Genomic DNA, 24,382 nt, shown 5'->3' with positions numbered 1-24,382 from the left:
TCGGGCGCTCCGGTCGCTCCCGCGCGGTGGGCGTGCCAGTGTCGACAGGTGTGAACGGCGCACAGGCACTGATCCGGACCCTCGTCGACGCGGGCGTCGACGTCTGCTTCGCCAACCCCGGGACGTCGGAGATGCACTTCGTCGCCGCCCTGGACGACGTCCCCGAGATGCGGGGCGTGCTGACCCTCTTCGAGGGGGTCGCGACCGGCGCGGCCGACGGCTGGGCGCGCATGACCGGCCGGCCCGCCGCGACGCTGCTGCACCTGGGCCCGGGCATGGGCAACGGGCTGGCCAACCTGCACAACGCCCGCCGCGGCCGGGCGCCGATGCTCAACGTCGTCGGCGACCACGCGCGCTCGCACAAGCGGCTCGACGCGCCGCTGGAGTCCGACATCGACGCCGTCGCGGGCACCTTCTCCACCTGGGTGCGGCGCTCGCTCTCGCCCGCCGACGTCGCCGCGGACGCGGCCGAGGCGGTGGCCGCCATCGCGAACGGTGGCGTCGCGACGCTGGTGCTCCCGGCCGACGTCTCCTGGGAGGAGGGCGCCGCCGTGGCCCGGCCGCGCGCGGTGCGCCCACGGCCGCGGGTAGCCCCGTCGGTCGTGGACGACGTCGCCGCGGTGGTGCGCTCCGGCGAGCCGGTGGTGCTCATGCTCGGCGGCGACGTCATGGGCGAGGACGGTCAGCTGGCCGCCGCGCAGGTCGCCGCGGGCACCGGCGTCCGCCTGATGGTGGAGACCTTCCCGGCCCGGTCGACCCGGGGCGCCGGCCTGCCCGACCTGCACCGGCTGCCCTACCCGCCGGAGATGGCGATGGCCGCCCTCGCCGGCACCCGCCACCTCGTGCTCGCCGGCGCCACCGCACCGGTGCACTTCTTCGGCTACCCGGGCGTGCCCGGCCACCCGGTGCCCGAGGACTGCGCGGTGCACGTGCTCAGCGCCCCGGGGGAGGACGGCACCGCCGCGCTGCGGGCGCTCGCCGACGTCGTCGCGCCCGACGCGAAGCCCGGGGTCGCCGAGTTCGAGCGGCCCGAGCTGCCCACCGGTGCGCTGACCCCGCGCACGATGGCCGCGGTGGTGGGCGCGCTGCTGCCGGAGGACGCGATCGTCGTCGACGAGGCTCTCACCTCCGGCGCCGGGCTGACGGAGATGACCTCGGCCGGGCCACGGCACGACTGGCTCGCGCTCACCGGCGGCGCGATCGGCGACGGGCTGCCGATGGCGCTCGGTGCGGCGGTGGCGTGCCCGGACCGCCCCGTGATCGGCATCCAGGCCGACGGCAGCGCGATGTACACGATCTCGGCGCTGTGGAGCTACGCGCGCGAGCAGGCCGACATCACGACGATCATCTGCGACAACGGCTCCTACAAGATCCTCGAGCACGAGCTCTCGCGGGTGGGCGCGGCCAACGATGGCGAGCGGGCCCGCAAGCTGCTCGACCTCGGCGGCCCGCGGCTGGACTTCGTGTCGATCGCGCAGGGCATGGGCGTGCCGGCGAGCCGGGCGGGGACGGCCGAGGAGCTGGCCGAGCAGCTGCGCCAGGCGCTGGCCGAGCCCGGCCCGCACCTGATCGTCGCCACGCTGCGCTGAGCGTCCTCGTCCCGAGACCCGGCTATCCGGTTCCCTCGGTCGTGGGGTAGACAAGGGCGCCCTAGTGACGCGCAGCACAGTGCCGACGAAGGAGTCGCATCTTGTCCCTGCACCGCAACCGGTTGGTCCCCCTCGCCCTCGCCGCAGGCGTCGGGCTCGGGACGTTCACCCTCGGGGGCTCGGCCCTCGCCGCTCCCCAGTCGTCGAACCCGGAGTGGCAGCCGGTCCAGCAGTCCCCGAAGGAGCCGGTCTACAACCTCCGCTGGACGGTCGCCGACCCGCAGTACGACTACGTGAACGGTGGGCAGGGCGCGGAGTTCGTGCCGCTCACCGACGAGGCCGGCAACCCGATCAGCAAGGTGCTCTACGGCATCGACCGCGGCTCGGCCTACCGCATCGAGGTGCCGCTGGACTGGAACGGCGACGTCGTCTTCTGGGAGCACGGCTACCGGGGCACGGGCACGACCGTCTACGTCAGCGACCCGAGCTACGACCTGCGGCGCACCTACATCGAGAACGGCTTCGCGTGGGCGGCGTCGTCCTACGGCGAGAACCGGTACGACATCGAGGCCGGCGCGCTCGCGACCGAGCGGCTCGCGCAGGTCTTCGACGCGCGCGTCGGCAAGGCCGACCAGCGCTACCTGCAGGGCGTCTCGATGGGTGGGCACGTCATCGGCACGCTGCTCGAGCGCGACCGCGGGGTCGAGTGGGACGGGGCGGCTCCGATGTGCGGCGTCATGGGGGACTACGAGCTCTACGACTTCTTCCTCGACTACAACCTGCTGGCGCAGACACTCTCCGGGGTGGACGCCTACCCGTTCCCCTCGCAGGCGGAGTACTTCTCGCAGGCCGTGCCGCAGTTCAAGGCCGCGCTCGGCACCCCGACCACGGCGACCCCGGTGTACTCGGGCCTCACCGAGGCCGGCGAGGTCTTCCGCGACAACATCACGGCGATCACCGGCGGCGAGCGCCCCGGTGACGACGAGGCCTTCGGTTACTGGGAGGGCCAGAACTTCGTCTACGCCGTCGTGACCAACGAGCCCGCCGGGCTCGACGGCGTGCTGCCGGGTGCGGTGTGGATGAACGCCGACCAGGACTACCCGGTCGACTACACGTTCGAGGACGGCAGCACGCTCGACCAGCGCATCGAGCGGGTGGCGCCGGCGCCCAAGACCCGGAGCACCTACCAGGCGGTCCCGGTGCCGGCGATCACCGGCGACATCGACGTCCCGGTGCTCTCCTCGCACACCCTGGGTGACTACTACGTGCCGTTCTCGATGGAGCAGTACTACGCCCGCGACGTCGCCGCCCAGGGCAACGCGGACCTGCTCGTCCAGCGGCCGATCCGGGCCGCCGGGCACTGCGAGTACACGCCCGAGGAGGCGGCCAGCCAGTTCCTCGACCTGGTGAACTGGGTGGAGAACGGCGTCAAGCCCGCCGGGGCCTCCGTGCTCGACCCCGAGGTCGTCGCCGACCCGAACTACGGGTGCGAGTTCACCACCCCCGTGCGCACGGGTACGCGGGCCTTCTACGAGGAGTGCCCGACCCCGTAACAGCGTCGCCTGACGCGCACCAGCACGGCATGACCTGAGGGCCCTCCTCCCCACCCGGGGAGGAGGGCCCTCGGCCGACCCGGGTGGCCGGTGCCCGGCGGCGCTGCCTAGATTGCGTGGCAGTGGACGGCGGAGGAGAACCGGAGCCCGGGCCCGCCGCACCCCGCCCGTCCCGGCGGTTGATCACCGACCCCGTCTTCGGCCCCTACTGGGCCGGCAAGCTGCTCGCGAACGTCGGCATCTGGATCCAGAACATCGCCAGCGCGGCGCTGGTCTGGCAGCTGACCTCGTCGGCGTTCCTCGTCGGTCTGGTGAGCTTCGCGCAGTTCGTGCCGCAGCTGGTGCTGACACCGCTCAGCGGCGCGATGGCCGACCGGGGCAGCCCGCGGCGGCAGATCCTGCTCGGCCGCGCGCTCTGCACCCTCGGCGCGGCGATCCTCTCCGGCTGGGTGCTGCTGACCCCCGAGATCACCGACGTGCCCGCGTGGGTGGTCATGGTGACCGCACTGATCGTGGGGCTCGGGTTCTCCGTCGGCGGGCCGGCGATGCAGGCGCTGCTCCCGTCGCTGGTGCGGCCGGGTGAGGTGGCGCGGGCCGTGGCCCTGGACAACCTCACCTTCTCGGTGGGCCGGGCCGTCGGGCCGGCCGTGGGCGGCGTCGTGGCCGCCACCGCCGGCTACGGCGTCGCGTTCGGGCTCGCCGCCGTCGGTCACCTCGTGTTCCTCGTGGCGGTCTTCCGGCTGCGGACGCCGGGGGCCCCCACCGCACCCGGGCCGCGGCTGTCGGTCATCGCGGGGGTGCGGTACCTCCGCACCGACCCGGTGGTGGGCGTGCTGCTGCTCGGGGTCACCGCGGTGGGCGTCGGCGCCGACCCGGCCGTGACGCTGGGGCCCTCGCTGGCCGACGTCCTCGGGGGCGGCCCGGAGCTCGTCGGTGTGCTGGCCTCGGCCTTCGGTGCGGGCGCGTTCCTCGGCTTCTTCGCGCAGGTGGCGCTGATCCGGTGGCTCGACCACGCCCAGATGGCGACGACGGGGCTCGTGCTGCTCGCGGGCTCGGCGGTGGGCGTCGCGGCGAGCTGGAACGTGCCCGCCGCCGTCGTCGCCTTCGTCGTCGGTGGCGTCGGCCTGACGCTGGCCATGAACGGCATCACGACGCTGCTCTACGACCGGGTGCCGCGGGAGTTCATCGGCCGCATCATGGCGCTCTGGCTGATGGGCTTCGTCGGGTCGCGGCCGCTGGCCGCGGCGCTCAACGGCGCGCTGGCCGACCTCCTCTCGGTCGGCGCGGCCCTCGTGGTGACGGCGGTGATGGTTCTTGGAGCGGCCGTGGTGTGCCGCCCCTCCGTGCTCCGGCGCCCTGCGCCCGGGAGCTGACGCCGCGCCGCTCAGCGGGCGGGTGCCCCGCGGGGTGCCTCCCGGGCGAGGAGGAGCGACGTCACGACGAGCCACAGCCCCCCGAACACGAAACCGAGCAGCCCGGAGGGGCCGACGGCGGTCAGGGCGACGAGCAGCGGCACGAGGGTCGCCGCGCTGAACCAGGTGAACCAGCGGGGGAAGGAGCCGGAGCCGAACCCGGCGACCACCACCGCGAGCACCATGACCAGCGACGGCACGGCCGCCAGGCGGGCGCTCTCCCAGCCGGTGGTCAGCAGCACCTGCGCCGCGGCGCCGTTGCCCAGGTCGGCCGCGGTGGCCAGGCCGATGCCGTCGGCGGCGAAGGAGAGCCACAGCGCGGCGGCGAGGACTGCCCCGGCGGCCCCCACGAGCGCCACCCCGTCGGACGCCGCCCTGAGCCGCTGCCAGAGCGGTCCGGCGAAGACGGCGGCGAGCACCGCGCCGACCGACAGCAGGGAGGCGCCCGCGCGCAGGGCGCCGGCATGGTCCTCCAGGCGGGCGGCGAGCACGTCGGGCGCCATCGTGGGGCTGATCCCCGCACCGCCCAGGTCACCAAGCGAGGCGCCCGCGTAGGCGACGACCACGGAGGCCGCACCGGCCAGCGGGACCAGTCGCCGGAGGGCGCGGGCGCGGTGCACGGTGGCGGTCTCCGTCGTCATGCCTGCTCCCCGGTCAGCGCTCCCGCCTGCGTCGGCGGTCGCAGCACTGTGGGGCACGCGCCGCTGCTCCGCAAGGAGGTGGGCGGCGGTGTCGACGTGGGCACCTGCGCGGGGCTCCGGCCCGGTAGGCCGGAGCGGACGTCAGTGCTTCTTGCCGTGGGTCAGGTTGTCCATCTGCGAGCTGGTGTCGGCCTTCGCCTTCTTCTCGTTCCGCTTCTCCTTGATCGACTTGCCGCTGGCCTTCTTGGTCATCGACTGTCGCGGGGACTTGTCACCCATGGTGCGCGCTCCCTCATCGGGAGCCTGGACGGCTCCGTGCGGCGGACGCTACGCCGCCGACCTCACCGGCGGGGGCGGGCGCGCGCGGCCGGCTCGTGCCCGAGGGACCGGACTGCCGTCGGCGTGGAGCCTCACCGGGCGTGACCGGCACGGACGCTGTGGCGCTCCCGCGAGGCTGCTGGCCGCCGCCCGCGCGCCCGCGTGCCCGCCGGCGCCGGACCCGGGTCGGGGTCAGGGGGCCGGAATCAGGGTCCGGCCAGGGTGCTCCCGGATGTGGCGGGAGGGCCGGGGCGCGAATGCTCGAGGCATGACAGCAGCGGTCCTCGAGCGCCCCCCGGTCACCCGGGCGGGCATGGGCATCGAGGTCCGACCCGCGCCGGTCGCAGTGTGGCTGCGGAGCGACCGCACGCCGGCGCAGTTCGTCCGGTTCGTGCTCGTCGGTGGCTCGGCCAACGTCGTCTACCTGGGGTTGTTCCTGTTCCTGGCAGGCCTGGGCGAGCAGGCCGCGAACCTCGGGGGCGTCGTCGTCTCCACCGCCGTCGCCAACGAGCTGCACCGCCGGCTCACCTTCCGCGCCACCGACCGCGCCGGCTGGGCGACGGCGCAGTGGGCCGGCGGCGGGCTGGCGCTCGCGGGGCTGGCGGCCACCAGCCTGGCGCTGGCCGCGCTGGACTCGTGGACCGCCTCGGCGGGTCCGCTGGGGGCGGTGGCGGTGGTGTGGACGGTGACCGCGGTTGTGGGGGTCGCCCGGTTCGTCGGACTGCGGTGGGCGGTCGGCGGTGCGGTCGGCCGACCCGGACCGTGATCGAGTGGGCGAGGCCGCGGGGCCGCGGGGACGCCCCCGAGCACTGGCGGAGCACCTCCGCACCCCCGACCATGGCAGTGCCGCCCGTCGAGGTCGGTGACGCACCGGGAGGTCGGATGGACGCCGCACGACTGCGCGAACTGCAGGCCCCGCTCAAGCAGCGCTACCGCGACGACCCGCCCTCGGCGTGCGCGCAGATGGAGGCCCGCGCCGACTTCGCCGACCCGGGCATCACGTGCACGGTGCAGACGTGGGCGGGACCGGCCCGTGCGGGCCTGCACCCCGCCACCGGTGGCGACGGCTCGGACGCCTGCTCCGGCGACATGCTGCTGCAGGCGCTCCTGGCCTGCGCCGGCGTGACCATGCGCAGCGTGGCGACGGCGATGGGCGTGGACATCCGGTCAGCCTCACTCACGGCGCGCGCCGACATGGACGCCCGCGGCACGCTCGGCGTCTCGAGGGAGGCACCGGTCGGGCTGGGCCCGGTCACCGTGGACGCCGAGCTGGACACCGACGCCGACGACGCGACGCTGGCGAGGCTCGCCCAGCTCACCGAGCGGTACTGCGTGGTGGCGCAGTCGCTGGCCGCTCCGCCCCGGCTCACGGTGCGCCGCACCGGCTGACCGGTCCCGGGTCGGGTCAGACGGCGGCCGGCTCCTGCGCCGGTCGCCGTCCGCGCTGCACGAGCAGCACCGCGGCCACCGCGACGAGGACGCCGACCACCGGCGGGATGAACCAGCCGGCCTCGTTGCTCCACCAGGCGGCCACCGCGGCGACGACGTAGGCGCCCAGGTTGCGCCACTCGAACGCGGGCAGCACCGACGCGCTGGGCATCCCGCCCCGCCAGCGGGCGAGGAAGTCGCCGATGACGACGCCGCCCAGCGGCGGGATGAGGATGCCGAGCCAGACCAGGTACTCGATGAGGTTGTCGTAGATGCCGGTGATCGCCAGCAGCGTGCCCAGGACGACGCCGCCGATGACGAACGGCTTCTTCGACCGGGAGTTGGCGATCTCCGCGCCTGCGACGCCGAAGTTGTAGGCGGTGTTGTCGTTGGTGGTCCACAGGTTGGCGACCAGGAACACCAGCCCCCAGCCGACCAGGCCGAGCTGGTAGAGGACGAGGACGAAGTCGCCCTCGCCGAAGGAGATCGCGCCGATCGCGCCGAAGCCGAGCATGAGCAGCTCGCCGATCAGGAAGGCGATGACGCAGGCCCAGAAGCCGGCCGAGGGCGTCTTCGCGAAGCGGGTCCAGTTCGGCGCCTGGGTGCCGCCCGAGGCGAAGGTGCCGACGACGATGGTGACCGCGGCGGCGATCGTCATGGTCGACGAGGGCTCGATGGCGGTCAGGCCGCTCCACCCGCCGACCTCCTCCAGCGACCGCCAGGTCACCCAGCCGGCGAGGATCAGCAGCAGCGGGACGGAGACCACCGAGAGGGCGTACATGCCCTTGTAGCCGTAGTAGGCGGTGACGCCCATGACGGCGCCACCGGCGATCATGAGCGCGATCTCGATGCCCCGGCCCGACCAGTCCAGCGCGCTCGCCGTGAGCCCGGCCAGGGTCGCGACCGTGACGCCGTACCAGCCGACCTGCGTGCCGCCGAGCAGCAGCGAGGCGAACTTGGCGCCGGTGGTGCCGAGCGAGTAGCGGCACATCATCACCGTGGTGAGCCCGGTGCGGGCGCCGATGCCACCGATGGCGGCGACGTAGACGCCGAGGACGGCGCTGCCGAGCAGGAGCACCCAGATCAGCGTGCCGACCTCGAAGGCGGCCCCGATCTGGGCGCCGGCCAGCATCGTCGGCGTGAAGAAGGTGAAGCCCAGCAGCACGATCGCCAGCGAGAACAGGGACTTGCGGGCGTGCCGGGGGACCGGGTCGATGGGGTAGTCGGGGTCGATCTCGCCGGCCACCGGCGCGACGTCGTCCCGACTGCTCGTGCTGCTGCTCATCTGCCGGCCTCCTGCGTGGTGTCGTCTTCGCCGATGTCCTCGTTCCACAGGCGCGGGTGCGCGGCGATGAACTCCGTCATCAGCTGCACGCACTCGGGGTCGTCGAGCACCAGGACCTCGACGCCGTTCTCGGCCAGCCAGTCGTGCCCGCCGGTGAAGGTGCGGGACTCACCGACGACGAGCCGGGAGATGCCGAACTGGCGCACCAGCCCGCTGCAGTACCAGCAGGGGGAGAGGGTGGTGACCATCGTCGTGCCGCGGTAGGTCGCCTGGCGGCCGGCGTTGCGGAAGGCGTCGGTCTCGCCGTGCACCGAGGGGTCGTCGTCCTGCACGCGCCGGTTGTGCCCGCGGCCGAGCACCGTGCCGTCCGGCCCGATGAGCGCACCGCCGATCGGGATGCCGCCCTCCGCGAGCCCGGCCCGGGCCTCCTCGATCGCGACAGCAAGCCACCGCCGGGCGGTCTGCTCGTCCAGTGGGACCGTCATGCCTGGTTCACCCCGTTTTTCCGTCGGCGTGGTGCCGAACCATGGCAGGGACGGTGCCCGCCGTCCATGACCTCCTCGTTCCCGTCAGGTCACGACTGGGCATCGGTCAGCCCCGCGAGCACCTCGCACACCCTCGCCGCGACCGTCGCCGGTCAGGCTCCCGCCGGGATCTGGCGGTGGGCCTCGTCGAGGACGTGATCACCGTGCTCGTCGATGCGGTAGCGCACCCCGGCCTCCGGCGTCGCGGCGATGGCCCGCAGCGCCTCCCCGAGGGCAGCGACGTCGCCGCTCCCGGTGGCCCTGTTGGCGCTGGCTCGCACGGCACCGGGGAGCACGCCTTCGCCCCTGCGTGCGTCCCGGTGGAACTGGTCGACCTGCTGCTCGGTCAGGCCGAGCAGCCGGGCCATGTAGGGATGCGCGCAGAAGCAGCCGCTGCGCACACCGATCCCGTGCTCGGCGGACAGCCGGGCAGCCAGCAGGCCGTGCGGGACGCCGTCGAGGTTGAACACGGCGACCGGCAGCCGCTCGCCTGCCGTGGGGCCGTAGCGGCGCAACCCTGGGACCGTGCGCAGCTCGGCGTCGAGCGCCTCGGTGAGCGCCTGCTCGTGGGCGAGCAGCCCGGGCCAGTCGCTCCGGAGCTCCTGGGCGGCAGCGGCCAGGGCGATGGCGCCGACGACGTTGGGCGTCCCGGCTTCGTCCCGGTCCGGGGCGTCGGCCCAGACGACGTCGTCGAAGGAGACGGCCTTGACCGCGCCGCCGCCGACGAGCAGTGGCTCCCCGGAGCGGAGGACGTGCCGTGGTGCGACGAGCGCTCCCGAGCCGAAGGGGGCGTACATCTTGTGGCCGGACAGGGCGAGGGCGTCCACCCCCAGGGCCGTCATGTCGATGGGCCGGTGCGGCGCCAGCTGGGCGGCGTCGACCACCACGAACACGCCCCGTGCCCGCGCGGCCGCCGCGATGGCGGCCAGGTCGGGGAGCCAGCCGGTGACGTTCGAGGCCCCGCTCACTGCGAGGACGCGGGGGGTGGGCCGCTGGTCGAGTGCGGCCACGACCTGGTCCACCGAGAAGGTCCCGCGTGCGTCGACGTCGACGATCCTGAGCTGCGCGTGCCGACGCCACGGCAGGACGTTGGCGTGGTGCTCGATGGCCGTGGTGACCACCACGTCGTCCGGCTGCAGGTCGAGCCGGAAGGCGAGGGCGTTGAGGGCCTCGGTGGTGTTGCGGGTGAAGACCGCGACGTGCGAGCACGGCTCGGCCCCGACGAAGCGCAGCACGCCCTCCCGCGCCTCCTCATAGCGGGCGCTGGTGTACCGGGATTTCGCGCCGGCGCCCCGGTGCACGCTGGAGTACCAGGGCATGAGGTCCTGGACGGCCTGCATGACCTGTGCGGACGCGGAGCTGGTCGCGGCGGCGTCCAGATCGACGTAGCGGGAGTGACCCCCGACGGTGGGCACGTGGATGCTGTCACCGATGAGCCGGTTCGGGGTCGTGTAGCGGACCGGGTGCATGGTGGTCGTATCGGCCGCCACGCTGCTTTCTGAAGTGCAGGTCACGGGTGCCTGCCTTGGTGTGGCCCCTTGTGGTGAGGTGGGCGTCACAGGGCTCAAGACGCCCCCTGTCGTCTGACGACTGACCGGGCATGAGTGGAACCCGGGCCTTGGGCGCCCTCGGGCACCGTCGTCGTCGCGGCTTCCGGCTGACGACCCGGGTGTTCTGGGATCTGGCTGTCTGGATGGTCGGCCTCGGCCTGACGGTCGGGCTGATCTTCCCGCCGTTCGCCACGGGGCTCGGCGTGCCCGCCGAGTTCGCGCAACGCCCGTTGTTCCGGGCGGCCTGCCTGGGCGCCGGCTTCCTCGTCGGCGCACTCAGCTACCTGGTGTGCCGGTGCGTGGTCGGTGGTCGACTCGCCGTCCTCAGCAGTCACCTGCGATCGGTGGCCCAGGGGATCTCGGAGGCCAGCCGCACGGGTGACTGGGCCCAGTCGACGTCCCAGCGCATCCAGGTGGACTCCGACGACCAGCTCGGGGAGACCGCCCAGGCGTTCAACAGCCTGCTCGACGCGCTCGAGGCCGGAGAGCACTTCCGCTCACTGGTGCGGAACGCCTCGGACGTCATCACCGTCGTCGATTCCGCGGGGACGATCACGTACCAGACCCCGTCGGTCGGGTGGGTGCTCGGCTATCCGCCGGGGACGCTCATCGGCACCGACATCCAGGACCTGGTGCACCCCGAGGACGCGCCGGCCTTCCGCGACCAGCTCACCTGTGTCGTCCGGGGCGCTCCGACCAGTTCGTACCCGGCTGCCCGGATGCGGCACCGGAACGGCTCCTGGCGCTGGACCGAGACGGTCGTCAACCACCTCCTGGACGATCCGGCCGTGAACGGCGTCGTGCTGACCACGCGCGACGTCAGCGATCGCAGGGAGCTCGAGGAGCGGCTCCGCACGCAGGCCTACTACGACCCGCTCACCGGCCTGCCGAACCGGGCCCTGTTCATGGAGCGGCTGCGCAGGGCGGAGGAGAGCCAGCGCACCACCGGCGCGCCGGTGGCGGTGCTGTTCCTGGACCTGGACAACCTGAAGACGGTCAACGACACGCTGGGTCACGACGGCGGCGACGCACTGCTCGAGGTCGTGGCCCACCGGATCAGCGGGTGCCTGCGCCCCGGGGACACGCTGGCCCGTCTCGCCGGCGACGAGTTCGCCGTCCTCCTCGTCGGTCCGCGGAGCGAGGAGATGGCACCCGGTGTGGCCGGACGCATCCTGGCGGCGCTCCGCGAGCCGGTGATCGTCCTCGATCGCGCCATCCGTGCCGGCCTCAGCATCGGCCTCGCCACCACCACCGGCTGCGCCGCCAGCGGTATCGGTCTGCTCAGCGCGGCCGACATCGCCATGTACGTGGCGAAGACCAACGGCAAGGGACGCTGGGAGACCTTCCAGCCGAGCCACCACGCCGCCCAGCTCGACCGCGAGCGCCTGCAGGCCGACCTGTACCAGGCGGTGGAGCGGAACGAACTCGTGCTGCACTACCAACCGATCATCGACCTGGCCAGCCGCCGGGTCAGCGGCTACGAGGCGCTGGTGCGCTGGCAGCACCCGGAGCGAGGGCTGGTGTCGCCGGCGCAGTTCATCGACCTGGCCGAGGAGAGCGGCCTCATCGTGCCGATCGGCCGCTGGATCCTCCGTGAGGCCACCCGCCAGGCCGCCGCCTGGCAGCAGGCCGACTGCGCCGGCCCGCGGATGAGCGTCAACGTCTCCGTGCGCCAGTTCCAGCACCCCGAGCTGGTCGACCACGTCACCGAGGCCCTGCGCGGCTCGGGTCTCGACCCCCGGCAGCTCACCCTCGAGATCACCGAGTCCCTGTTCGCCGAGGACACCCACGCCACCACCGAGAAGCTGGAGCAGCTCAAGTCCCTGGGGGCACGGCTGGCTCTCGACGACTTCGGCACGGGCTACTCGTCCCTGAGCTACCTGCGTCGCTTCCCCATCGACATCCTCAAGATCGACAAGTCCTTCGTCGACGGCGTCGCCACGAACGACGAGGACCGGGCCGTCATCGGCGCCATCGTCCAGCTGGGGCAGACCCTGGACCTCGCCCTCGTGGCCGAGGGCATCGAGACGAGCGAGACGCTCGCTGCACTGGAGGCACTGGGTGTCCACTACGGGCAGGGCTACCACCTCGGCCGCCCCGCCGCCCCGCCGCTGGATCCGCTCGCCCTGCCCAGCGCCGAGCGTCGTCGTCCCAGCAGCCCGGGCACCCCGATGCGCGCCGCACCCGAGCCCCGGGGGGGCGTGGAAGCGCTGACCGGGGAGCAGATCGACGTCCGGGAGGCCCCCTTCCCTGCCTAGCCCCGCACGGGCGGGATCCCGCCGGAGCGCAGCCGGCTCCCCGGTGCTTCCACCTCGAACCGGGCCCGTTCACCCGGCCGGGTGTTCGTGCCCCCGATCGGGCCGTGGTCTGTCCACAGATCGCCTGACGTCACCCCATGGGACCGGCCCGTTTCCCTACAGTCCCCGGCGATTCGACTGCTCGCGGTTCTACGGGGGATGGGCGTGCCGACTGCTCTGGACGTCGTGGACGGTGAGGTCCGCGAGCTGATCCGCCGGCGTGGGCTGGACCCGTTCACCGATCCGGGCCCGGTGCGGCTGCTGGTGCGCGACGTCGTCGCCGACTACTCCGAGCGGTCGCTCACCTCGGCGCTGCCGCCGATCGGTGACGTGGAGTCCGTGGTGCGGGACGTGCTGGACCGGGTGGCCGGGTTCGGGCCGCTGCAGCGCTACCTGGACGACCCGGAGGTCGAGGAGATCTGGGTCAACGAGCCCGGCCGGGTGTTCGTCGCCCGCCGGGGGCGCAGCGAGCTGACGACGACGATCCTGGCGCCGGGGGAGCTGGCCGACCTGGTCGAGCGGATGCTGCGCACCTCGGGTCGGCGGATCGACATGTCAACCCCGTTCGTCGACGCGATGATGCCCGACGGCTCCCGGCTGCACGTGGTCATCCCCGACATCACCCGGCGCCACATGGCGGTCAACATCCGCAAGTTCGTGCTGCAGGCCCACTCGCTGGACGAACTGGTCGCGCTGGGCACGCTGACCGCGCAGGCCGCCCGCTTCCTCGAGGCCGCGGTCGCCTCCGGACTGAACATCCTCGTCTCCGGGGGCACCCAGGCCGGCAAGACGACGCTGCTCAACTGCCTGTGCGCCGCCGTGCCGGCCCGGGAGCGGGTGATCACCTGCGAGGAGGTCTTCGAGCTGCGGGTGCCGCTGCCCGACGTCGTCTCCATGCAGACCCGCCAGCCGAACCTCGAGGGTGCCGGGGAGATCCCGCTGCGCCGGCTGGTGAAGGAGGCGCTGCGGATGCGGCCGTCCCGGATCGTGGTCGGTGAGGTGCGGCAGGAGGAGTGCCTGGACCTGCTCATCGCGCTCAACTCCGGCTTGCCGGGCATGTGCACGCTCCATGCCAACAGCGCCCGCGAGGCCGTGGTCAAGATGTGCACGCTGCCGTTGCTGGCCGGGGAGAACATCGGGACGTCGTTCGTCGTCCCGACCGTCGCCTCCAGCGTGGATCTGGTGGTGCACGCGGGCACCGACGCCGATGGCCGACGCCGGGTGCGCGAGATCGTCGCGCTGCCCGGCCGGACCGAGGGCGGGATCGTCGAGACCGCCGACGTCTTCACCAGCCGCGACGGGCGCCTGGTGCGGGCCGACGGCTACCCGCCGCACGCCGAGAGGTTCGCCGCCGCCGGGTTCGACCTCGCCGGCCTGCTGGCATGACGCAGTCCGGCGCCCTGCTGGGGCTGCTGCTCGGGGTGGGACTGCTGCTGATCTGGCGCAGCGGATCCCGTGCGCCCAGGCCGCGCGCCGACCCGCGCCGGCCCGGGCGGCGGCAGGAACTGCTGGCCGCCGCGGGGCTCACCGGCATCAACGGCGCCCAGCTGCTCGCCCTGCAGATCGGGCTGGGGGTGCTGGTCACCGCCGTCGTCCTCGTCGCCACCGCCACCGTGACGGTCAGCCTGGTGTTCGGCCTGTTCGGCTTCCTGCTGCCGCAGGTCCAGGTGCGGCGGCTGGCCGGCAAGCGCCGGGCCGACCTGCGCGAGGTCTGGCCGGAGGTCGTCGACAACCTGGCCTCGGCCGTGCGCGCCGGGCTCTCCCTCCCGGAGGCGCTCACCGTGCTCTCCACCCGCGGCCCGGAGGTGCTGCGCCCGCCGTTCGCGCGGTTCGCCGCCGAGTACCGCTCCAGCGGCCGCTTCGGTACCGCGCTGGACCGGCTCAAGGACGACCTCGCCGACCCGGTGGGCGACCGCATCGTCGAGACGCTGCGGGTGGCCCGCGAGGTGGGCGGAACCGACCTCGGACGCGTCCTGCGCACGCTCTCCACCTTCCTGCGCGAGGACGCCCGCGCCCGCGCCGAGCTCGAGACCCGGCAGGGCTGGGTGGTCTCGGCCGCGCGGCTGGCCGTCGCCGCGCCGTGGGGTGTGCTGCTCCTGCTGGCCACCCAGTCGACGACCCTCGCCGCCTACGACTCCGCCCTCGGCACGGCGGTCCTGCTCGGCGGCGGGGCGGTCTGCCTGGTCGCCTACCGGCTGATGCTGCGGATCGGCCGGCTGCCCGAGGACGTGCGGGTGCTGCGGTGAGCGCCGGCGTGGTCGGGATGCTGCTCGGCCTGCTGGCCGCGAGCGGGCTGGTCCTGGTGCTCACCTACGCGCCGCCGTTCCGCTCGGTGCGGCTGGTCGACCGGCTGGCGCCCTACGTGCACGACACCCCGCCGCCGTCGCGGCTGCTGGGGACCGCCACCGAGCCGGGCATGCTGACGGCGGTGCGCCGGATCGCCGGGCCCTCGATCGCGAACGGCGCACGGCTGGTCGACCGCGTGCTGGGCGGGCGGGCCGCGGTGCGCCGCCGGCTGGACGCCCTCGGTGGCGAGCTGACGGTCGAGGACTTCCGCATCGAGCAGGTGGTGTGGGGCGGGCTGGGGCTGCTCGCGGCAGGCGTGGCCGCGACGCTGGGGGCGGTTGCCGCCGGGAGGCTCAACGTGCTCTCGGCCGGGCTGCTCTGCGTCGCCGGCCTGGTCGGCGGGCTGCTGGGGCGGGACTGGTGGCTCACCCAGGAGGTGCACAAGCGCGAGGAGCTGCTGCTCGCCGAGTTCCCGGTGATCGCCGAACTGCTGGCGCTGGCGGTGACGGCCGGGGAGAGCCCGGCCGCGGCGATCGCGCGGGTCACCCGGCTCTCCGGCGGGGAGCTGGCCCGCGAGCTCGGCGCCGCGCTGGGCCGGGCGCGGGCCGGCGTGCCGCTGACCGACGCGTTGCAGCAGGTCGCCGACCAGACCTCGCTGGACGCCCTGGCCCGGTTCGTCGACGGCCTGCTCGTGGCGATCGAGCGGGGCACGCCGCTGGCCGAGGTGCTGCGCGCCCAGGCCGCCGACGTCCGCGAGGCCGGCAAGCGCCGGCTGCTCGAGGCCGGCGGCCGCAAGGAGATCGCCATGATGGTGCCGGTCGTCTTCCTGGTGTTGCCGGTCACCGTTCTCTTCGCCCTGTTCCCGGGGTTGATCAGCATCGTCTCGCTGTCGCAGTGAGCAGCGGACGAACGACAGGAAGGACGACGATGCGTGCACTCGCGCACCTCGATGCCGCGCTGCAGGCGCTGGCGGCCCGCATGCGGGGCGAGGACCCCGAACGGGGTGACGTGCCCGGCTGGGTCATGGTCACGGTGATGACCGCGGCCCTGGTGGTGGCGATCCTGGGGGTCTTCCAGGACGCCATCGTCACGGCGGTGCAGAACGCGCTGACCTCCGTCACCGGTGCGGGCTAGGGAGCTCCGGGCTGACGACGACGAGCGCGGCAGCGCCGTCGTCGACTTCGTCATGGTCTCGGTGCTGATCATGACGTTGCTGCTGGCGGTGCTGCAGGTGGCGGTCTACGTGCACGTGCGCAACGTCGTCACGGCCAGCGCGCAGGAGGGCGCCCGGTACGCGGCCAACGCCGACGTCGACTCCGCGGCTGGGGCCGCCCGGACGGTGGAGATCGTCGCCCGGGCCACCTCGGAGCAGACCGCGCTGGGGTTGGCGTGCACGTCGGGGGAGGAGGCCGAGCCCTCGGGCGCCACGCTGGTCGTGGTGCGCTGCTCGGGGTCGGTGCCCGCGCTGCTGGCGGCGCTGGGCAACCTGCTGCCGCTGGAGGTCACCGGCCGGGCGATGAAGGAGGCGGCGTGAGGTGGCTGCGTGCGCGCCTGGGGGTGATTGACGGCGAGCGCGGGTCGGCGCTGGTGGAGTTCGTGTTCGTCGCGCTGGTGGTGTTCGTGCCGCTGGTCTACGTGGTGGCGGGGTTCTCGGCGGTGCAGCGCGGGGTGTTCGCCTCGCAGGCCGCGGCGCGGGAGGCCGGCCGGGCGATGGGCACCGCCCCGGACGCGGTCACCGGGCAGGAGCGGGCACTGCGCGCCGCGCAGCTGGCGGTGGAGGACCAGTCGGTGGATCTGGCCGACCTGCAGGTGGCCTACGCGGCGGCCGGGGCCGGGTGCGACGCGGCGGGTGGCTACCTCCCGACGCTGGCGCCGGGGGAGGAGTTCTCCGTCTGCGTGACCGTCACCGTGCGCATCCCGCTGCTGCCGGACTTCGTGGATGCCAACACCGCCACCGGCCAGTTCGTCGTCGAGCGCGACCGCTACGTCGACGGCTGACCCGAGCGGTCTCCGGCGTCAGCGACGGCGACGCCGGGTGCCGAACAGCCCGCGGGTGAGCTCCCGGCCGAGCGCCGACGCCGCCGACCGGGCGAACGAGCGGAAGACCGGTGACTCGAGCACCCGGCTCAGGCCGCCCTCCTCCGGGTTGGGCTCCGGGGAGGCGCGCCGGCGAGGCGTCGGTGGCTCGGAGGCTTCTGGCGGCGCACCGGTCTCAGGGGGAGAGAGCCGGGCCGCCAGCCGTTCGTACGCGGAGTCGCGGTCGACCGGCTGCCCGTACTTCTGCTGAAGCGGCGACCCCGCCACCGCCTGCGCCATCGCGGCCGGCTCGATCGGCGCCATGAGCGAGCGGGGTGCCCGCAGCATCGTCCACGCGACCGGGGTGGGCGTGCCCCGGTCGGACAGCACGGTCACCGCCGCCTCACCGATGCCCAGCCCGGTGAGCAGCTCCTCGAGGTCGTAGTCCTTCGTCCGCGGGAAGGTGGAGACCGTCTTCCGCAGCGCCGTCGCGTCCTCGGGCGTGAAGGTCCGCAGCGCGTGCTGCACCCGGTTGCCGAGCTGACCCAGGACGGCGCTCGGCACGTCGGTCGGGTTCTGCGTGACGAAGAAGATCCCGACGCCCTTCGAGCGGATCAGCCGCACGGTCTGGGTGACCGACTCCAGGAACGCCTTGCTCGCGTTGCTGAACAGCAGGTGCGCCTCGTCGAAGAAGAACACCAGCTTGGGCTTGTCGAGGTCGCCGACCTCGGGCAGCTCCTCGAACAGCTCGGCGAGCAGCCACATGAGGAAGGTGGAGAACAGCGCCGGCCGGTCCTGCACGGCGGCCAGCTCGACCGCGGTGATGACGCCGCGGCCGTCGTCGGTGGTGCGCAGGACGTCGGTGGGCTCGAACTCGGGCTCGCCGAAGAAGACGTCGCCGCCGAGCTCGGCCAGCGCGATGAGCTTGCGCAGGATGACCCCCGCGGTGGCGGTGGAGAGCCCGCCGAGGTTCTTCAGCTCGGGCTTGCCCTCGTCGGACAGCAGCCACTGGACGACCGCCCGGAGGTCCTGCAGGTCGAGCAGCGGCAGCCCGGCGGTGTCGGCGTAGTGGTAGATCAGCCCGAGCGAGCTCTCCTGGGTGGCGTTCAGGTCGAGGACCTTCGACAGCAGCAGGGGTCCGAAGTCGGTGAGGGTGCAGCGCACCGGGACCCCCGTGCCGAGCCCGCCGAGCGCGAGGAACTCCACCGGGTACGCCGTGGGCTGCCAGTCGTCACCGGTGTGCGCCGCCCGCTGCGTGATGCGGTCACCGGAGGCGCCCTGCTGGGCGAGGCCGCTGAGGTCACCCTTGACGTCGGCGAGCACGACCGGCACCCCGGCGGCCGAGAGCTGCTCGGCGATCAGCTGCAGCGTCTTGGTCTTGCCGGTGCCCGTCGCGCCCGCGATGAGGCCGTGCCGGTTGAGCATCGCCAGCGGTACCCGCACGGCGGCTCCCGGGTGCGGAACCCCGTCGTGGACCACCGAGCCCAGCTCCACCGCCGGCCCCGTGGTGGCGAAGCCCGACGCGATCCGCCCGGCCGGGTCGTCGGAGGTGGCGGGGCCGGCTGCGGCGTTCTGGTCACTCACACCGCGGACCGTATCCGCAGGTGCTGCGGAGCGCGGGCGGAGAGCGGCCCCGTCGGCGGAGGCGGGATCAGACGGCGCGCCCGATCGCCCAGGCGACCCCGACGCCCGCGGTCGCGGCCGCAGCCCGCGACCGCCCGCCGCGCGGACGCGCCCACCGGGCGAGCAGGACGGCGCCGCCCAGGGCCAGGGGAGCGGACAGCACCCCGGCCAGCCGGCCGACCAGCCCGAACCAGTACGGCGACGCACCACCGGGGTCGGGTCCGCGGCGATCGTGCACCAGGAAGTCGGACACGTGCGGCAGGACGTCGGGCTGGAGCGCGGCACCGTGGTTGCCCCGGTAGGCGCCTGGCTGCTCCACCACGCGCGCCGGGCGGTCGTCGAAGCCGTCGACCCCGGCCGTCCCGACGTCGCGCATGCCCAGGCCGCGGAGCGCGGCGCACAGCCAGCCGACGGGCGTGTCGTGGGTCGCGCGGTCGTTGAGGACGAGGTCGGTCACCTGGCCGCGCGCGACGACCTCCGTCCACGGGTACTCCCGCGGCAGCACGGAACCTGCCAGGTAGATGCGGTCGAAGTAGAGCGCGGGCACCGCCTCGAGGGCGCGACCGAGCAGGTAGGTGCCGTTGCTGTGCCCGGCGAAGTGGCGGGGGCTCCCGTGGTGGACGACGTGCACCTGGCCGTACCACTCGAGGAAGCGGCGCAGGTTGCGCGACCGGGTGAAGGGCAGCGCGAAGTCGATCGCGCTGAAGTAGCCGTAGCTGGGCGCCCACACGACCGGCGGGCGGCTGCCCGGTTCTCCCACCGGCCGGGAGAGCCGGCTGGTCAGCTCGCCGACCCAGGTCGCGTACCTGCTGGTCCGGATCCCGTGCAGCACGACGTACACGGGAGCGTCCGACGTGCCCTCGGCGCGCAGCAGGTCGGTGTCCAGGTCCCCGAGCAGCGCGTGGCGCAGGATGCCGTACCGCGCGGGGTCGCCGGTGACGTCCACCAGGCTGCTGTGGTCGGCGCCCGGGACGTCGATCCGCATCGCACCCGCCATGTACTCGATGTCGAGGCTGTCCTCCCGGGTGACGAGGTCGTCGCGGTCGCCGAGCACCTGCACCACGAGGACCGCCGGCGGTGCCGGGGTGCGGAAGGCGTTCACCCAGCGCAGCCGGAGCTCGGTGAGGTAGGGCGACCCCGACTGCAGGTCCTCGGCGGTCAGCCGGCCGAGTGCGGCGGCCAGCGCATACGGCCCCCGCATCACCAGCGGCAGCCGGCTGGTCCGGAAGCCGGCGTTCGGCGCGGCCAGGAGCACCATGCGCATCACCTTCGACGTCCAGGGCTGGGCGGCCGATCCGCCTCCGGCGACCCCGGCGTCGAGCAGGAAGGCGTGCCGGACCAGCAGGCCGCCGAGGCTGTGGCCGACCAGCAGGATCCGGTCGACCGGCCGGCCGACACCGTTGTCGCCGGCTCAGGTGCGCACCTGCACGGCGAGCCGGTGCGCGGCGTCCTCCATCCGCTGGGAGCTCAGCGGCGTCAGCCCGTGCGGCCAGACGCGCACCTGCCACCCGGGGCCGAGGTCGGCGCCCACCTGCCGGAGGAGTTCCGCCGACCGGCTGGCCGCGCCGAGCCCGGGGACGTAGACCAGCAGCCCCGTGGCGCCGTCGCTGCCGGGCGGGATGGTGTCGGTGCTCATGACGATTCCTCCTGCTGGTCGACGACGGGTGCGTGGCCGCGCTGGGCCTCGGAGAACGCGCCGGTGCGGGAGAGGCGGGTGAGGGACCGTCCGGGCCGAGGCGCAGAAGGTACGGGGCCGGGGACCCACGCGCGTGGCGCTCGGAATCGGCCGCTGCCACGTGACCCCACTCCTCCGCGCGGCAGTACCCGCTGCGCACGTCACCTCCGTCCGGGGTGACCGGAGCACGAGCCCGGTCCTTTCAGGAGGGCCGCCGCCCCGTGCCGGATCCCCGGCCCTGGCGACGAGCAGCCGGTACCGATGACGTAGGTCGCCTGCTCGGGAGTCGCGAAGCCGTCGGAGATGGTCTGCGCGTTCTGCCATCGGTCCACACCCGGTAGACGACGTCGTTGCCGTCGTCCCGCCGGAGCTCCTGCTCGTGTCGTCCGGGGAACCGTCGTCGGGCTGTCGATGCCGACGATCCACGGCGGGCCCAGCCGCTCCGGAGTCGCTGGTCCGGGAGCCGTGTGACGGTTCCGTGACATCTGCCGGCGGTAGGACCGCAGCAGCGTTGCGTTGCCCCGCGATCGTGTTTGTCCTCCGGATGCACGGGCAGGCGGTCGTCGCCCCGATCCAGGGTGCCGCCCTCCACCTCGCATGTGTCAGCGAACGGCGAGGCCGGGCCGCCGCCGCACCGGCCGGCTCGCGGAAGGCCACGGCGGCACCGCCGGCGCGGAACGGGTGACGCGCCGGCCGACGAGAGAACGGAGACCTCAGCGATGGCTTCCACGCACGACGACGAGCAGCAGGAACGCGAGCAGGGCGGCGGCAAGCTGTCGCACGAGACGAAGATGTACCTGCGCTTCGCGGCCATGATCCTGACGGCGATGGTCGTCATGTACTGGACCATGTTCGTCAGCTCCTGGGAGTGGAGTCACGTCCGCTTCAGCGAGAGCCGCGTCTTCATGGCGCTGACCATGGGCGGGACCATGGGGCTGGTCATGCTCGCGTGGATGCTCAACATGTACAAGAACGTGAAGGGCAACATCGCGATCGTCGTCGGCAGCCTGCTGCTGTTCGGCGGTGCGGTGTACCTGGACCGCAGCCAGGCCACCGTGGACGACCGCAACTGGATGAGCGCGATGATCCCGCACCACTCGCTGGCCATCACCCGCTCCGAGCGTGCGGACATCGACGACGTCCGCGTGTGCCAGCTCGCCGTCGACATCATCGTCGCCCAGAAGAAGGAGATCGCCGAGATGGAGTGGCTGATCGAGGACATCCGGGAGAACGGCGAGGCGGAGACGCTCGAGGAGGCCCGGGAGCGGCCGGTGCCGGAGTTCGCGGCCGAGGCGCTGCGGGACTGCCCTCCGGCCGGCTGACGCCGTGAGAGGCCGGCCGCGGTAGGGCGCTCCGCCCTCGCGGACGGGGACTCTCGACCCTCGTGCCGGGGCCGCGGCGGGAGCAGCCTGGAACCGGGCCCGCAGAGGGCCCGTCCGGGCGCCGGCCGGCGCCCGTCGGTCCTGCACAGGGAGCCGTCATGAGCGTCCACGCCCACAACCCCGGCCTCGTCGAACCGTCCACCGCGCAGGAGGCGGAGGCCGAGCACCCGGCGGTGAAGCTGGCAGCGGAGGACCACGCCTGGCTGTTGGGCCTCGGCGTCCTCGCCGCGGTCGTCCTGGTCTTCGTCGCCATGGTCGTGCTGACGGCGCTCGCCGGCGGGAGCGGCTACGTGCGGTGAGCCACCGCGCTGAGCCGGGGGCGCGGGGGAGAGGACGGGAAAACCGCCGCACGGCCACGGGGGCATGCCGTGCGGCGGTCGTCCTCCCCGGTCAGCCGACGACGTACTCCGGCACCACGCGGGTGCTCACCACGTCGCCGTCGGCGAGCTTGCTGGCGGTCACCTGGTCCGGCGCCTCGCCGTGCTCGACCCACCGCTCGATCGCGGTGAGCCAGTCCACCGTGTCCTCACCGGGGCCGCCGGTGCAGTGGTAGACGCCGGGCAGCAGGAACAGCCGCATCCAGTCCTCGGTGGCCGCCCGCCCACCGTTGGCCGCGACGGCGTCCCGCACGTAGTCGATCGTGCCCTCGGGCGTGATCAGCGGGTCCGCCCAGCCGTGCCACACCAGCAGCTTCCCGCCGGCGCGCTCGAAGCGGTGCATGCGCACCTCGTCGGCGTTGTAGATCGTCGCCATCGACCGCAGCTTGGGGGCGTCCCGCGTGGGGTCGAAGTCGAACAGCGAGTAGTCCGGACCGGGGTCCCGCGGGAAGGCCAGGTACCGCAGCACCGACTCGGCGAAGGCGCCACCGCCGGAGAGCGCCGTGTCGGTGCCGATGGACCAGCCCGGCCAGCCCGCCTCGGACCCGACCACGAGGCCGCCCGGGTAGAGCTGGCGGCCGCGGTCGTCCACCGGCGGGGCGTAGAAGGCGCGCACGACGTCGACCTGCGCGGAGGTCAGGCAGGTCGCCTGGTCGACGTCGTCCGGGCACTGCAGCGTCCCCGGGTCGAAGTCGCAGCCCTCCGGGTCGGCGATCACGCCGTCGACGAGGCCGTCCAGGCCGTCGCACCGGGCCAGCGCCGCGGCGGCGACCACCGGTGCCTTGGTGCCGGGCAGGATCACCGTGCCGTCGGGGTTGCGGTTCACGGTCTCCAGGTGTCCCTGGGAGAGCGGGGCCAGGTAGTTCTGGTAGAGCGCCGGGGCGCCGGCGACGATGCCGTCGAAGTCCTCCGGGTATCGCTGCGCCTCCGAGAGGGCCTGCCGCCCGCCGGTGGAGCAGCCCTGGAAGTACGAGTAGGCCGGCCGCTGGCCGTAGAACTGCTCGATGTACTGCTTGGCGGCCATCGCCACCACGTGCGGTGAGCGGTAGCCCCAGTCGATCTCCGCCCGCCTGTTGTCCAACGCCCAGGAGCCGTCGCTCTGGCCCTGGTGGCCGCTGTCCTCCGCGGCGACCGCGTACCCGCGCGACAGCGCGTCCCCGCAGGCGTCGATGGGGATGAAGCCGCAGAAGCCGCCGCACCCCGTCTGGAAGTACTTCTGGTTCCAGCCGGTGGTGGGGAACTGCATCCGGAAGCGGATGCCGCCGATGGCGCCGGTGATGTCGCAGTGCTCGGGGGTCCCGGCGGTGGCGGGGACGACGGCGGCCGTGTCGACGACCGCGCGGCCACCGTCCACCCGGACCCCGCTGCCGACCAGTGCGGCGCACCGCTCGACGCCCGACGCGCCCGGGGCCGGTCCACCGGGGGGTGCGGCGGACGCCGGTACGGCGAGCGCCACGAGGATGACGAGGGCGAGCAGCACGGCACCCGCCCGTCCTCTCCCGGTGGTGTGCGGAGCCTTCGTCACTCGGGCCTCCCAGAATGCCGGCGCCGCTCGTTCCGCTGATCGGAACAATGGTCGCCCGGTATGACGGGCATTCAAGAAGGCGACTATTCCCCTCGCAAGTCCGGGAGCCCAGAAATGCGTCGACGCGCCAAGAAATTCACACAGACGCCGCCATTGTTCCGATGACCGGAACGAAGCCCAGCCGATCCGGTCCGGGACCGGTGGCCCGCGGGGGGACGTCGAGCGCCCGGGGGTCAGGCGCCCCGCTCGACCTCGGCCTGCACCACGCCGCGCACCGCACGCAGCAGCGACTCGTCGGAGGTGTCCCCGTTCGAGAGGGCGGCGCGCGCCTGGTCGTCGAGCAGGCTCCCGTCCACCGACTCGAGCCAGGTGACCTCGCCGCCGACGCGGCGCCCGACCCGCAGGCCCTCGCCCTCCGGGCTCACCACGTACTCGTCCCCGTCCAGCTGCATCGTCATCTCGTCGCTCATGCCCGCCCCCCTACCCGCGCGGCCCCCGGTTCCACGCAGGACGGCGCCGCGCGGGCAGGATCCGGCCATGGACGAGGAGTTCTGCGAGGTCGTGATCACCGCCGCGGACGCCGACTGGCTGGCCGGCTTCACCCGCACGCTGGTCGAGGAGCGGCTGGCCGCCTGCGGGCACCACACCGCCCCCATCCGTTCGGTGTACCGCTGGCAGGGCGAGGTGCACGACGAGCCGGAGGCGCGGGTGGCGCTGCACACCCGCCGCGCCCTGGTGCCCCGGATCGTGGCCCGCACCCGCGAGCTGCACCCCTACGACGTGCCGTGCGTCATCGCCCTCCCGCTGGTCGGCGGCAACCCCGACTACCTGCGCTGGATCGACGAGGAGACGCGGCAACCCTGACCGGGCCGGTTGTCCGGGCCATCCTGTGGGGGTACGG

At 73.6% G+C, this 24,382-nt stretch carries 25 protein-coding genes; 15 read left to right on the top strand and 10 right to left on the bottom strand.

The genetic code is table 11. The features are described 5' to 3' along the window. The first annotated feature begins 50 nt into the window (after positions 1 to 50). The 3 genes from ACI79P_RS09245 to ACI79P_RS09235 all read left to right on the top strand — a co-directional run bounded on the left by ACI79P_RS09245 (position 51) and on the right by ACI79P_RS09235 (position 4,515). Positions 51 to 1,589 (top strand): acetolactate synthase large subunit, encoded by a 1,539-nt coding sequence (locus ACI79P_RS09245; protein ID WP_456580745.1) that lies wholly within the window; start codon positions 51 to 53, stop codon positions 1,587 to 1,589. 101 nt (positions 1,590 to 1,690) lie between these two features. Beyond that, positions 1,691 to 3,142, top strand: coding sequence for an esterase (locus ACI79P_RS09240; protein ID WP_456580744.1), 1,452 nt, complete (start codon positions 1,691 to 1,693; stop codon positions 3,140 to 3,142). A gap of 179 nt (positions 3,143 to 3,321) precedes the next feature. Beyond that, complete coding sequence (locus ACI79P_RS09235) at positions 3,322 to 4,515, top strand: MFS transporter (RefSeq protein WP_456580743.1); 1,194 nt, start codon at positions 3,322 to 3,324, stop codon at positions 4,513 to 4,515. A gap of 11 nt (positions 4,516 to 4,526) precedes the next feature. Here ACI79P_RS09235 and ACI79P_RS09230 read toward each other — a convergent pair whose 3' ends face one another. Next, positions 4,527 to 5,195 (bottom strand): hypothetical protein, encoded by a 669-nt coding sequence (locus ACI79P_RS09230; protein ID WP_456580742.1) that lies wholly within the window; start codon positions 5,193 to 5,195, stop codon positions 4,527 to 4,529. Positions 5,196 to 5,336: 141 nt separating this feature from the next. Beyond that, on the bottom strand, positions 5,337 to 5,474 hold the full coding sequence (locus tag ACI79P_RS09225) for a hypothetical protein (protein ID WP_456580741.1): 138 nt from the start codon (positions 5,472 to 5,474) through the stop codon (positions 5,337 to 5,339). Positions 5,475 to 5,781: 307 nt separating this feature from the next. Between ACI79P_RS09225 and ACI79P_RS09220 the strand changes: the two genes are divergently transcribed. After that, positions 5,782 to 6,279, top strand: a complete 498-nt coding sequence (locus ACI79P_RS09220; RefSeq protein WP_456580740.1) for a GtrA family protein — start codon at positions 5,782 to 5,784, stop codon at positions 6,277 to 6,279. Positions 6,280 to 6,395: 116 nt separating this feature from the next. Beyond that, positions 6,396 to 6,902, top strand: coding sequence for an OsmC family protein (locus ACI79P_RS09215; protein ID WP_456580739.1), 507 nt, complete (start codon positions 6,396 to 6,398; stop codon positions 6,900 to 6,902). Between the two features lie 16 nt (positions 6,903 to 6,918). Here the strand turns inward: ACI79P_RS09215 and codB are convergent, their stop codons facing one another. The 3 genes from codB to ACI79P_RS09200 form a co-directional block, all read right to left on the bottom strand. Further along, positions 6,919 to 8,226, bottom strand: coding sequence for a cytosine permease (codB, locus tag ACI79P_RS09210; RefSeq protein ID WP_456580738.1), 1,308 nt, complete (start codon positions 8,224 to 8,226; stop codon positions 6,919 to 6,921). Next, the gene (locus ACI79P_RS09205; RefSeq protein WP_456580737.1) at positions 8,223 to 8,711 is read right to left on the bottom strand and encodes a nucleoside deaminase; all 489 of its coding nucleotides are present in this window, start codon (positions 8,709 to 8,711) and stop codon (positions 8,223 to 8,225) included. Before ACI79P_RS09205 ends, codB begins: the two co-directional genes overlap by 4 nt. A 152-nt stretch (positions 8,712 to 8,863) precedes the next feature. Continuing rightward, a complete protein-coding gene (locus ACI79P_RS09200) occupies positions 8,864 to 10,240 on the bottom strand; it encodes an aminotransferase class V-fold PLP-dependent enzyme (protein WP_456580736.1) in 1,377 nt (458 codons plus the stop codon). Positions 10,241 to 10,350: 110 nt separating this feature from the next. Between ACI79P_RS09200 and ACI79P_RS09195 the strand changes: the two genes are divergently transcribed. The 7 genes from ACI79P_RS09195 to ACI79P_RS09165 all read left to right on the top strand — a co-directional run bounded on the left by ACI79P_RS09195 (position 10,351) and on the right by ACI79P_RS09165 (position 16,881). Further along, on the top strand, positions 10,351 to 12,558 hold the full coding sequence (locus ACI79P_RS09195) for a putative bifunctional diguanylate cyclase/phosphodiesterase (protein WP_456580735.1): 2,208 nt from the start codon (positions 10,351 to 10,353) through the stop codon (positions 12,556 to 12,558). Positions 12,559 to 12,762: 204 nt separating this feature from the next. Next, positions 12,763 to 13,983 carry a CpaF family protein gene (locus ACI79P_RS09190; RefSeq protein ID WP_456580734.1) on the top strand — a complete coding sequence of 407 codons (1,221 nt, stop codon included), beginning with the start codon at positions 12,763 to 12,765 and terminating at the stop codon, positions 13,981 to 13,983. Beyond that, positions 13,980 to 14,843 (top strand): type II secretion system F family protein, encoded by an 864-nt coding sequence (locus tag ACI79P_RS09185; RefSeq protein WP_456580733.1) that lies wholly within the window; start codon positions 13,980 to 13,982, stop codon positions 14,841 to 14,843. The genes ACI79P_RS09190 and ACI79P_RS09185 overlap by 4 nt, the downstream gene beginning before the upstream one ends. Then, entirely contained in the window at positions 14,840 to 15,781 is a 942-nt protein-coding gene (locus tag ACI79P_RS09180) for a type II secretion system F family protein (protein WP_456580732.1), read from the top strand. Before ACI79P_RS09185 ends, ACI79P_RS09180 begins: the two co-directional genes overlap by 4 nt. 29 nt (positions 15,782 to 15,810) lie before the next feature. Next, on the top strand, positions 15,811 to 16,017 hold the full coding sequence (locus ACI79P_RS09175; RefSeq protein ID WP_456580731.1) for a hypothetical protein: 207 nt from the start codon (positions 15,811 to 15,813) through the stop codon (positions 16,015 to 16,017). Further along, positions 16,007 to 16,417, top strand: coding sequence for a TadE family protein (locus ACI79P_RS09170; protein WP_456580730.1), 411 nt, complete (start codon positions 16,007 to 16,009; stop codon positions 16,415 to 16,417). The genes ACI79P_RS09175 and ACI79P_RS09170 overlap by 11 nt, the downstream gene beginning before the upstream one ends. Further along, positions 16,414 to 16,881: a hypothetical protein gene (locus tag ACI79P_RS09165; RefSeq protein WP_456580729.1), complete on the top strand. Its 468-nt coding sequence runs from the start codon at positions 16,414 to 16,416 to the stop codon at positions 16,879 to 16,881. The genes ACI79P_RS09170 and ACI79P_RS09165 overlap by 4 nt, the downstream gene beginning before the upstream one ends. An 18-nt stretch (positions 16,882 to 16,899) precedes the next feature. Here ACI79P_RS09165 and ACI79P_RS09160 read toward each other — a convergent pair whose 3' ends face one another. From ACI79P_RS09160 to ACI79P_RS09150, 3 genes are all read right to left on the bottom strand, one after another. After that, a complete protein-coding gene (locus ACI79P_RS09160; protein ID WP_456580728.1) occupies positions 16,900 to 18,483 on the bottom strand; it encodes a helicase HerA-like domain-containing protein in 1,584 nt (527 codons plus the stop codon). 67 nt (positions 18,484 to 18,550) lie between these two features. Beyond that, the gene (locus ACI79P_RS09155; protein ID WP_456580727.1) at positions 18,551 to 19,780 is read right to left on the bottom strand and encodes a hypothetical protein; all 1,230 of its coding nucleotides are present in this window, start codon (positions 19,778 to 19,780) and stop codon (positions 18,551 to 18,553) included. Between the two features lie 153 nt (positions 19,781 to 19,933). Next, a complete protein-coding gene (locus tag ACI79P_RS09150) occupies positions 19,934 to 20,158 on the bottom strand; it encodes a hypothetical protein (RefSeq protein WP_456580726.1) in 225 nt (74 codons plus the stop codon). A gap of 758 nt (positions 20,159 to 20,916) precedes the next feature. Between ACI79P_RS09150 and ACI79P_RS09145 the strand changes: the two genes are divergently transcribed. Further along, the gene (locus ACI79P_RS09145) at positions 20,917 to 21,519 is read left to right on the top strand and encodes a DUF305 domain-containing protein (protein ID WP_456580725.1); all 603 of its coding nucleotides are present in this window, start codon (positions 20,917 to 20,919) and stop codon (positions 21,517 to 21,519) included. A gap of 158 nt (positions 21,520 to 21,677) precedes the next feature. Next, positions 21,678 to 21,878 carry a hypothetical protein gene (locus ACI79P_RS09140; RefSeq protein ID WP_456580724.1) on the top strand — a complete coding sequence of 67 codons (201 nt, stop codon included), beginning with the start codon at positions 21,678 to 21,680 and terminating at the stop codon, positions 21,876 to 21,878. A 91-nt stretch (positions 21,879 to 21,969) separates the two neighbouring features. Here ACI79P_RS09140 and ACI79P_RS09135 read toward each other — a convergent pair whose 3' ends face one another. After that, positions 21,970 to 23,481 carry a tannase/feruloyl esterase family alpha/beta hydrolase gene (locus ACI79P_RS09135; protein ID WP_456580723.1) on the bottom strand — a complete coding sequence of 504 codons (1,512 nt, stop codon included), beginning with the start codon at positions 23,479 to 23,481 and terminating at the stop codon, positions 21,970 to 21,972. Positions 23,482 to 23,714: 233 nt separating this feature from the next. Beyond that, positions 23,715 to 23,951 carry a hypothetical protein gene (locus ACI79P_RS09130; RefSeq protein ID WP_456580722.1) on the bottom strand — a complete coding sequence of 79 codons (237 nt, stop codon included), beginning with the start codon at positions 23,949 to 23,951 and terminating at the stop codon, positions 23,715 to 23,717. A gap of 67 nt (positions 23,952 to 24,018) precedes the next feature. Here ACI79P_RS09130 and cutA point away from each other — a divergent pair, with 67 nt between their 5' ends. Continuing rightward, complete coding sequence (cutA, locus tag ACI79P_RS09125; RefSeq protein WP_456580721.1) at positions 24,019 to 24,345, top strand: divalent-cation tolerance protein CutA; 327 nt, start codon at positions 24,019 to 24,021, stop codon at positions 24,343 to 24,345. Positions 24,346 to 24,382 lie beyond the last annotated feature (37 nt).

The sequence above is a fragment of the Blastococcus sp. SYSU DS0510 genome (assembly GCF_054050835.1).
Note: the sequence above shows the minus strand (reverse complement) of the source record. Positions and strands in the feature narration are given on the sequence as shown.

Coding starts and splice junctions, on each gene's coding strand:
- ACI79P_RS09205 (WP_456580737.1), bottom strand. CDS start 8,711: ATGACGGTCCCACTGGACGAGCAGACCGCCCGGCGGTGGCTTGCTGTC.
- ACI79P_RS09215 (WP_456580739.1), top strand. CDS start 6,396: ATGGACGCCGCACGACTGCGCGAACTGCAGGCCCCGCTCAAGCAGCGC.
- ACI79P_RS09155 (WP_456580727.1), bottom strand. CDS start 19,780: ATGGTGCTCCTGGCCGCGCCGAACGCCGGCTTCCGGACCAGCCGGCTG.
- ACI79P_RS09225 (WP_456580741.1), bottom strand. CDS start 5,474: ATGGGTGACAAGTCCCCGCGACAGTCGATGACCAAGAAGGCCAGCGGC.
- ACI79P_RS09185 (WP_456580733.1), top strand. CDS start 13,980: ATGACGCAGTCCGGCGCCCTGCTGGGGCTGCTGCTCGGGGTGGGACTG.
- codB (WP_456580738.1), bottom strand. CDS start 8,226: ATGAGCAGCAGCACGAGCAGTCGGGACGACGTCGCGCCGGTGGCCGGC.
- ACI79P_RS09230 (WP_456580742.1), bottom strand. CDS start 5,195: ATGACGACGGAGACCGCCACCGTGCACCGCGCCCGCGCCCTCCGGCGA.
- ACI79P_RS09130 (WP_456580722.1), bottom strand. CDS start 23,951: ATGAGCGACGAGATGACGATGCAGCTGGACGGGGACGAGTACGTGGTG.
- ACI79P_RS09140 (WP_456580724.1), top strand. CDS start 21,678: ATGAGCGTCCACGCCCACAACCCCGGCCTCGTCGAACCGTCCACCGCG.
- ACI79P_RS09150 (WP_456580726.1), bottom strand. CDS start 20,158: ATGAGCACCGACACCATCCCGCCCGGCAGCGACGGCGCCACGGGGCTG.
- cutA (WP_456580721.1), top strand. CDS start 24,019: ATGGACGAGGAGTTCTGCGAGGTCGTGATCACCGCCGCGGACGCCGAC.
- ACI79P_RS09175 (WP_456580731.1), top strand. CDS start 15,811: ATGCGTGCACTCGCGCACCTCGATGCCGCGCTGCAGGCGCTGGCGGCC.
- ACI79P_RS09220 (WP_456580740.1), top strand. CDS start 5,782: ATGACAGCAGCGGTCCTCGAGCGCCCCCCGGTCACCCGGGCGGGCATG.
- ACI79P_RS09195 (WP_456580735.1), top strand. CDS start 10,351: ATGAGTGGAACCCGGGCCTTGGGCGCCCTCGGGCACCGTCGTCGTCGC.
- ACI79P_RS09145 (WP_456580725.1), top strand. CDS start 20,917: ATGGCTTCCACGCACGACGACGAGCAGCAGGAACGCGAGCAGGGCGGC.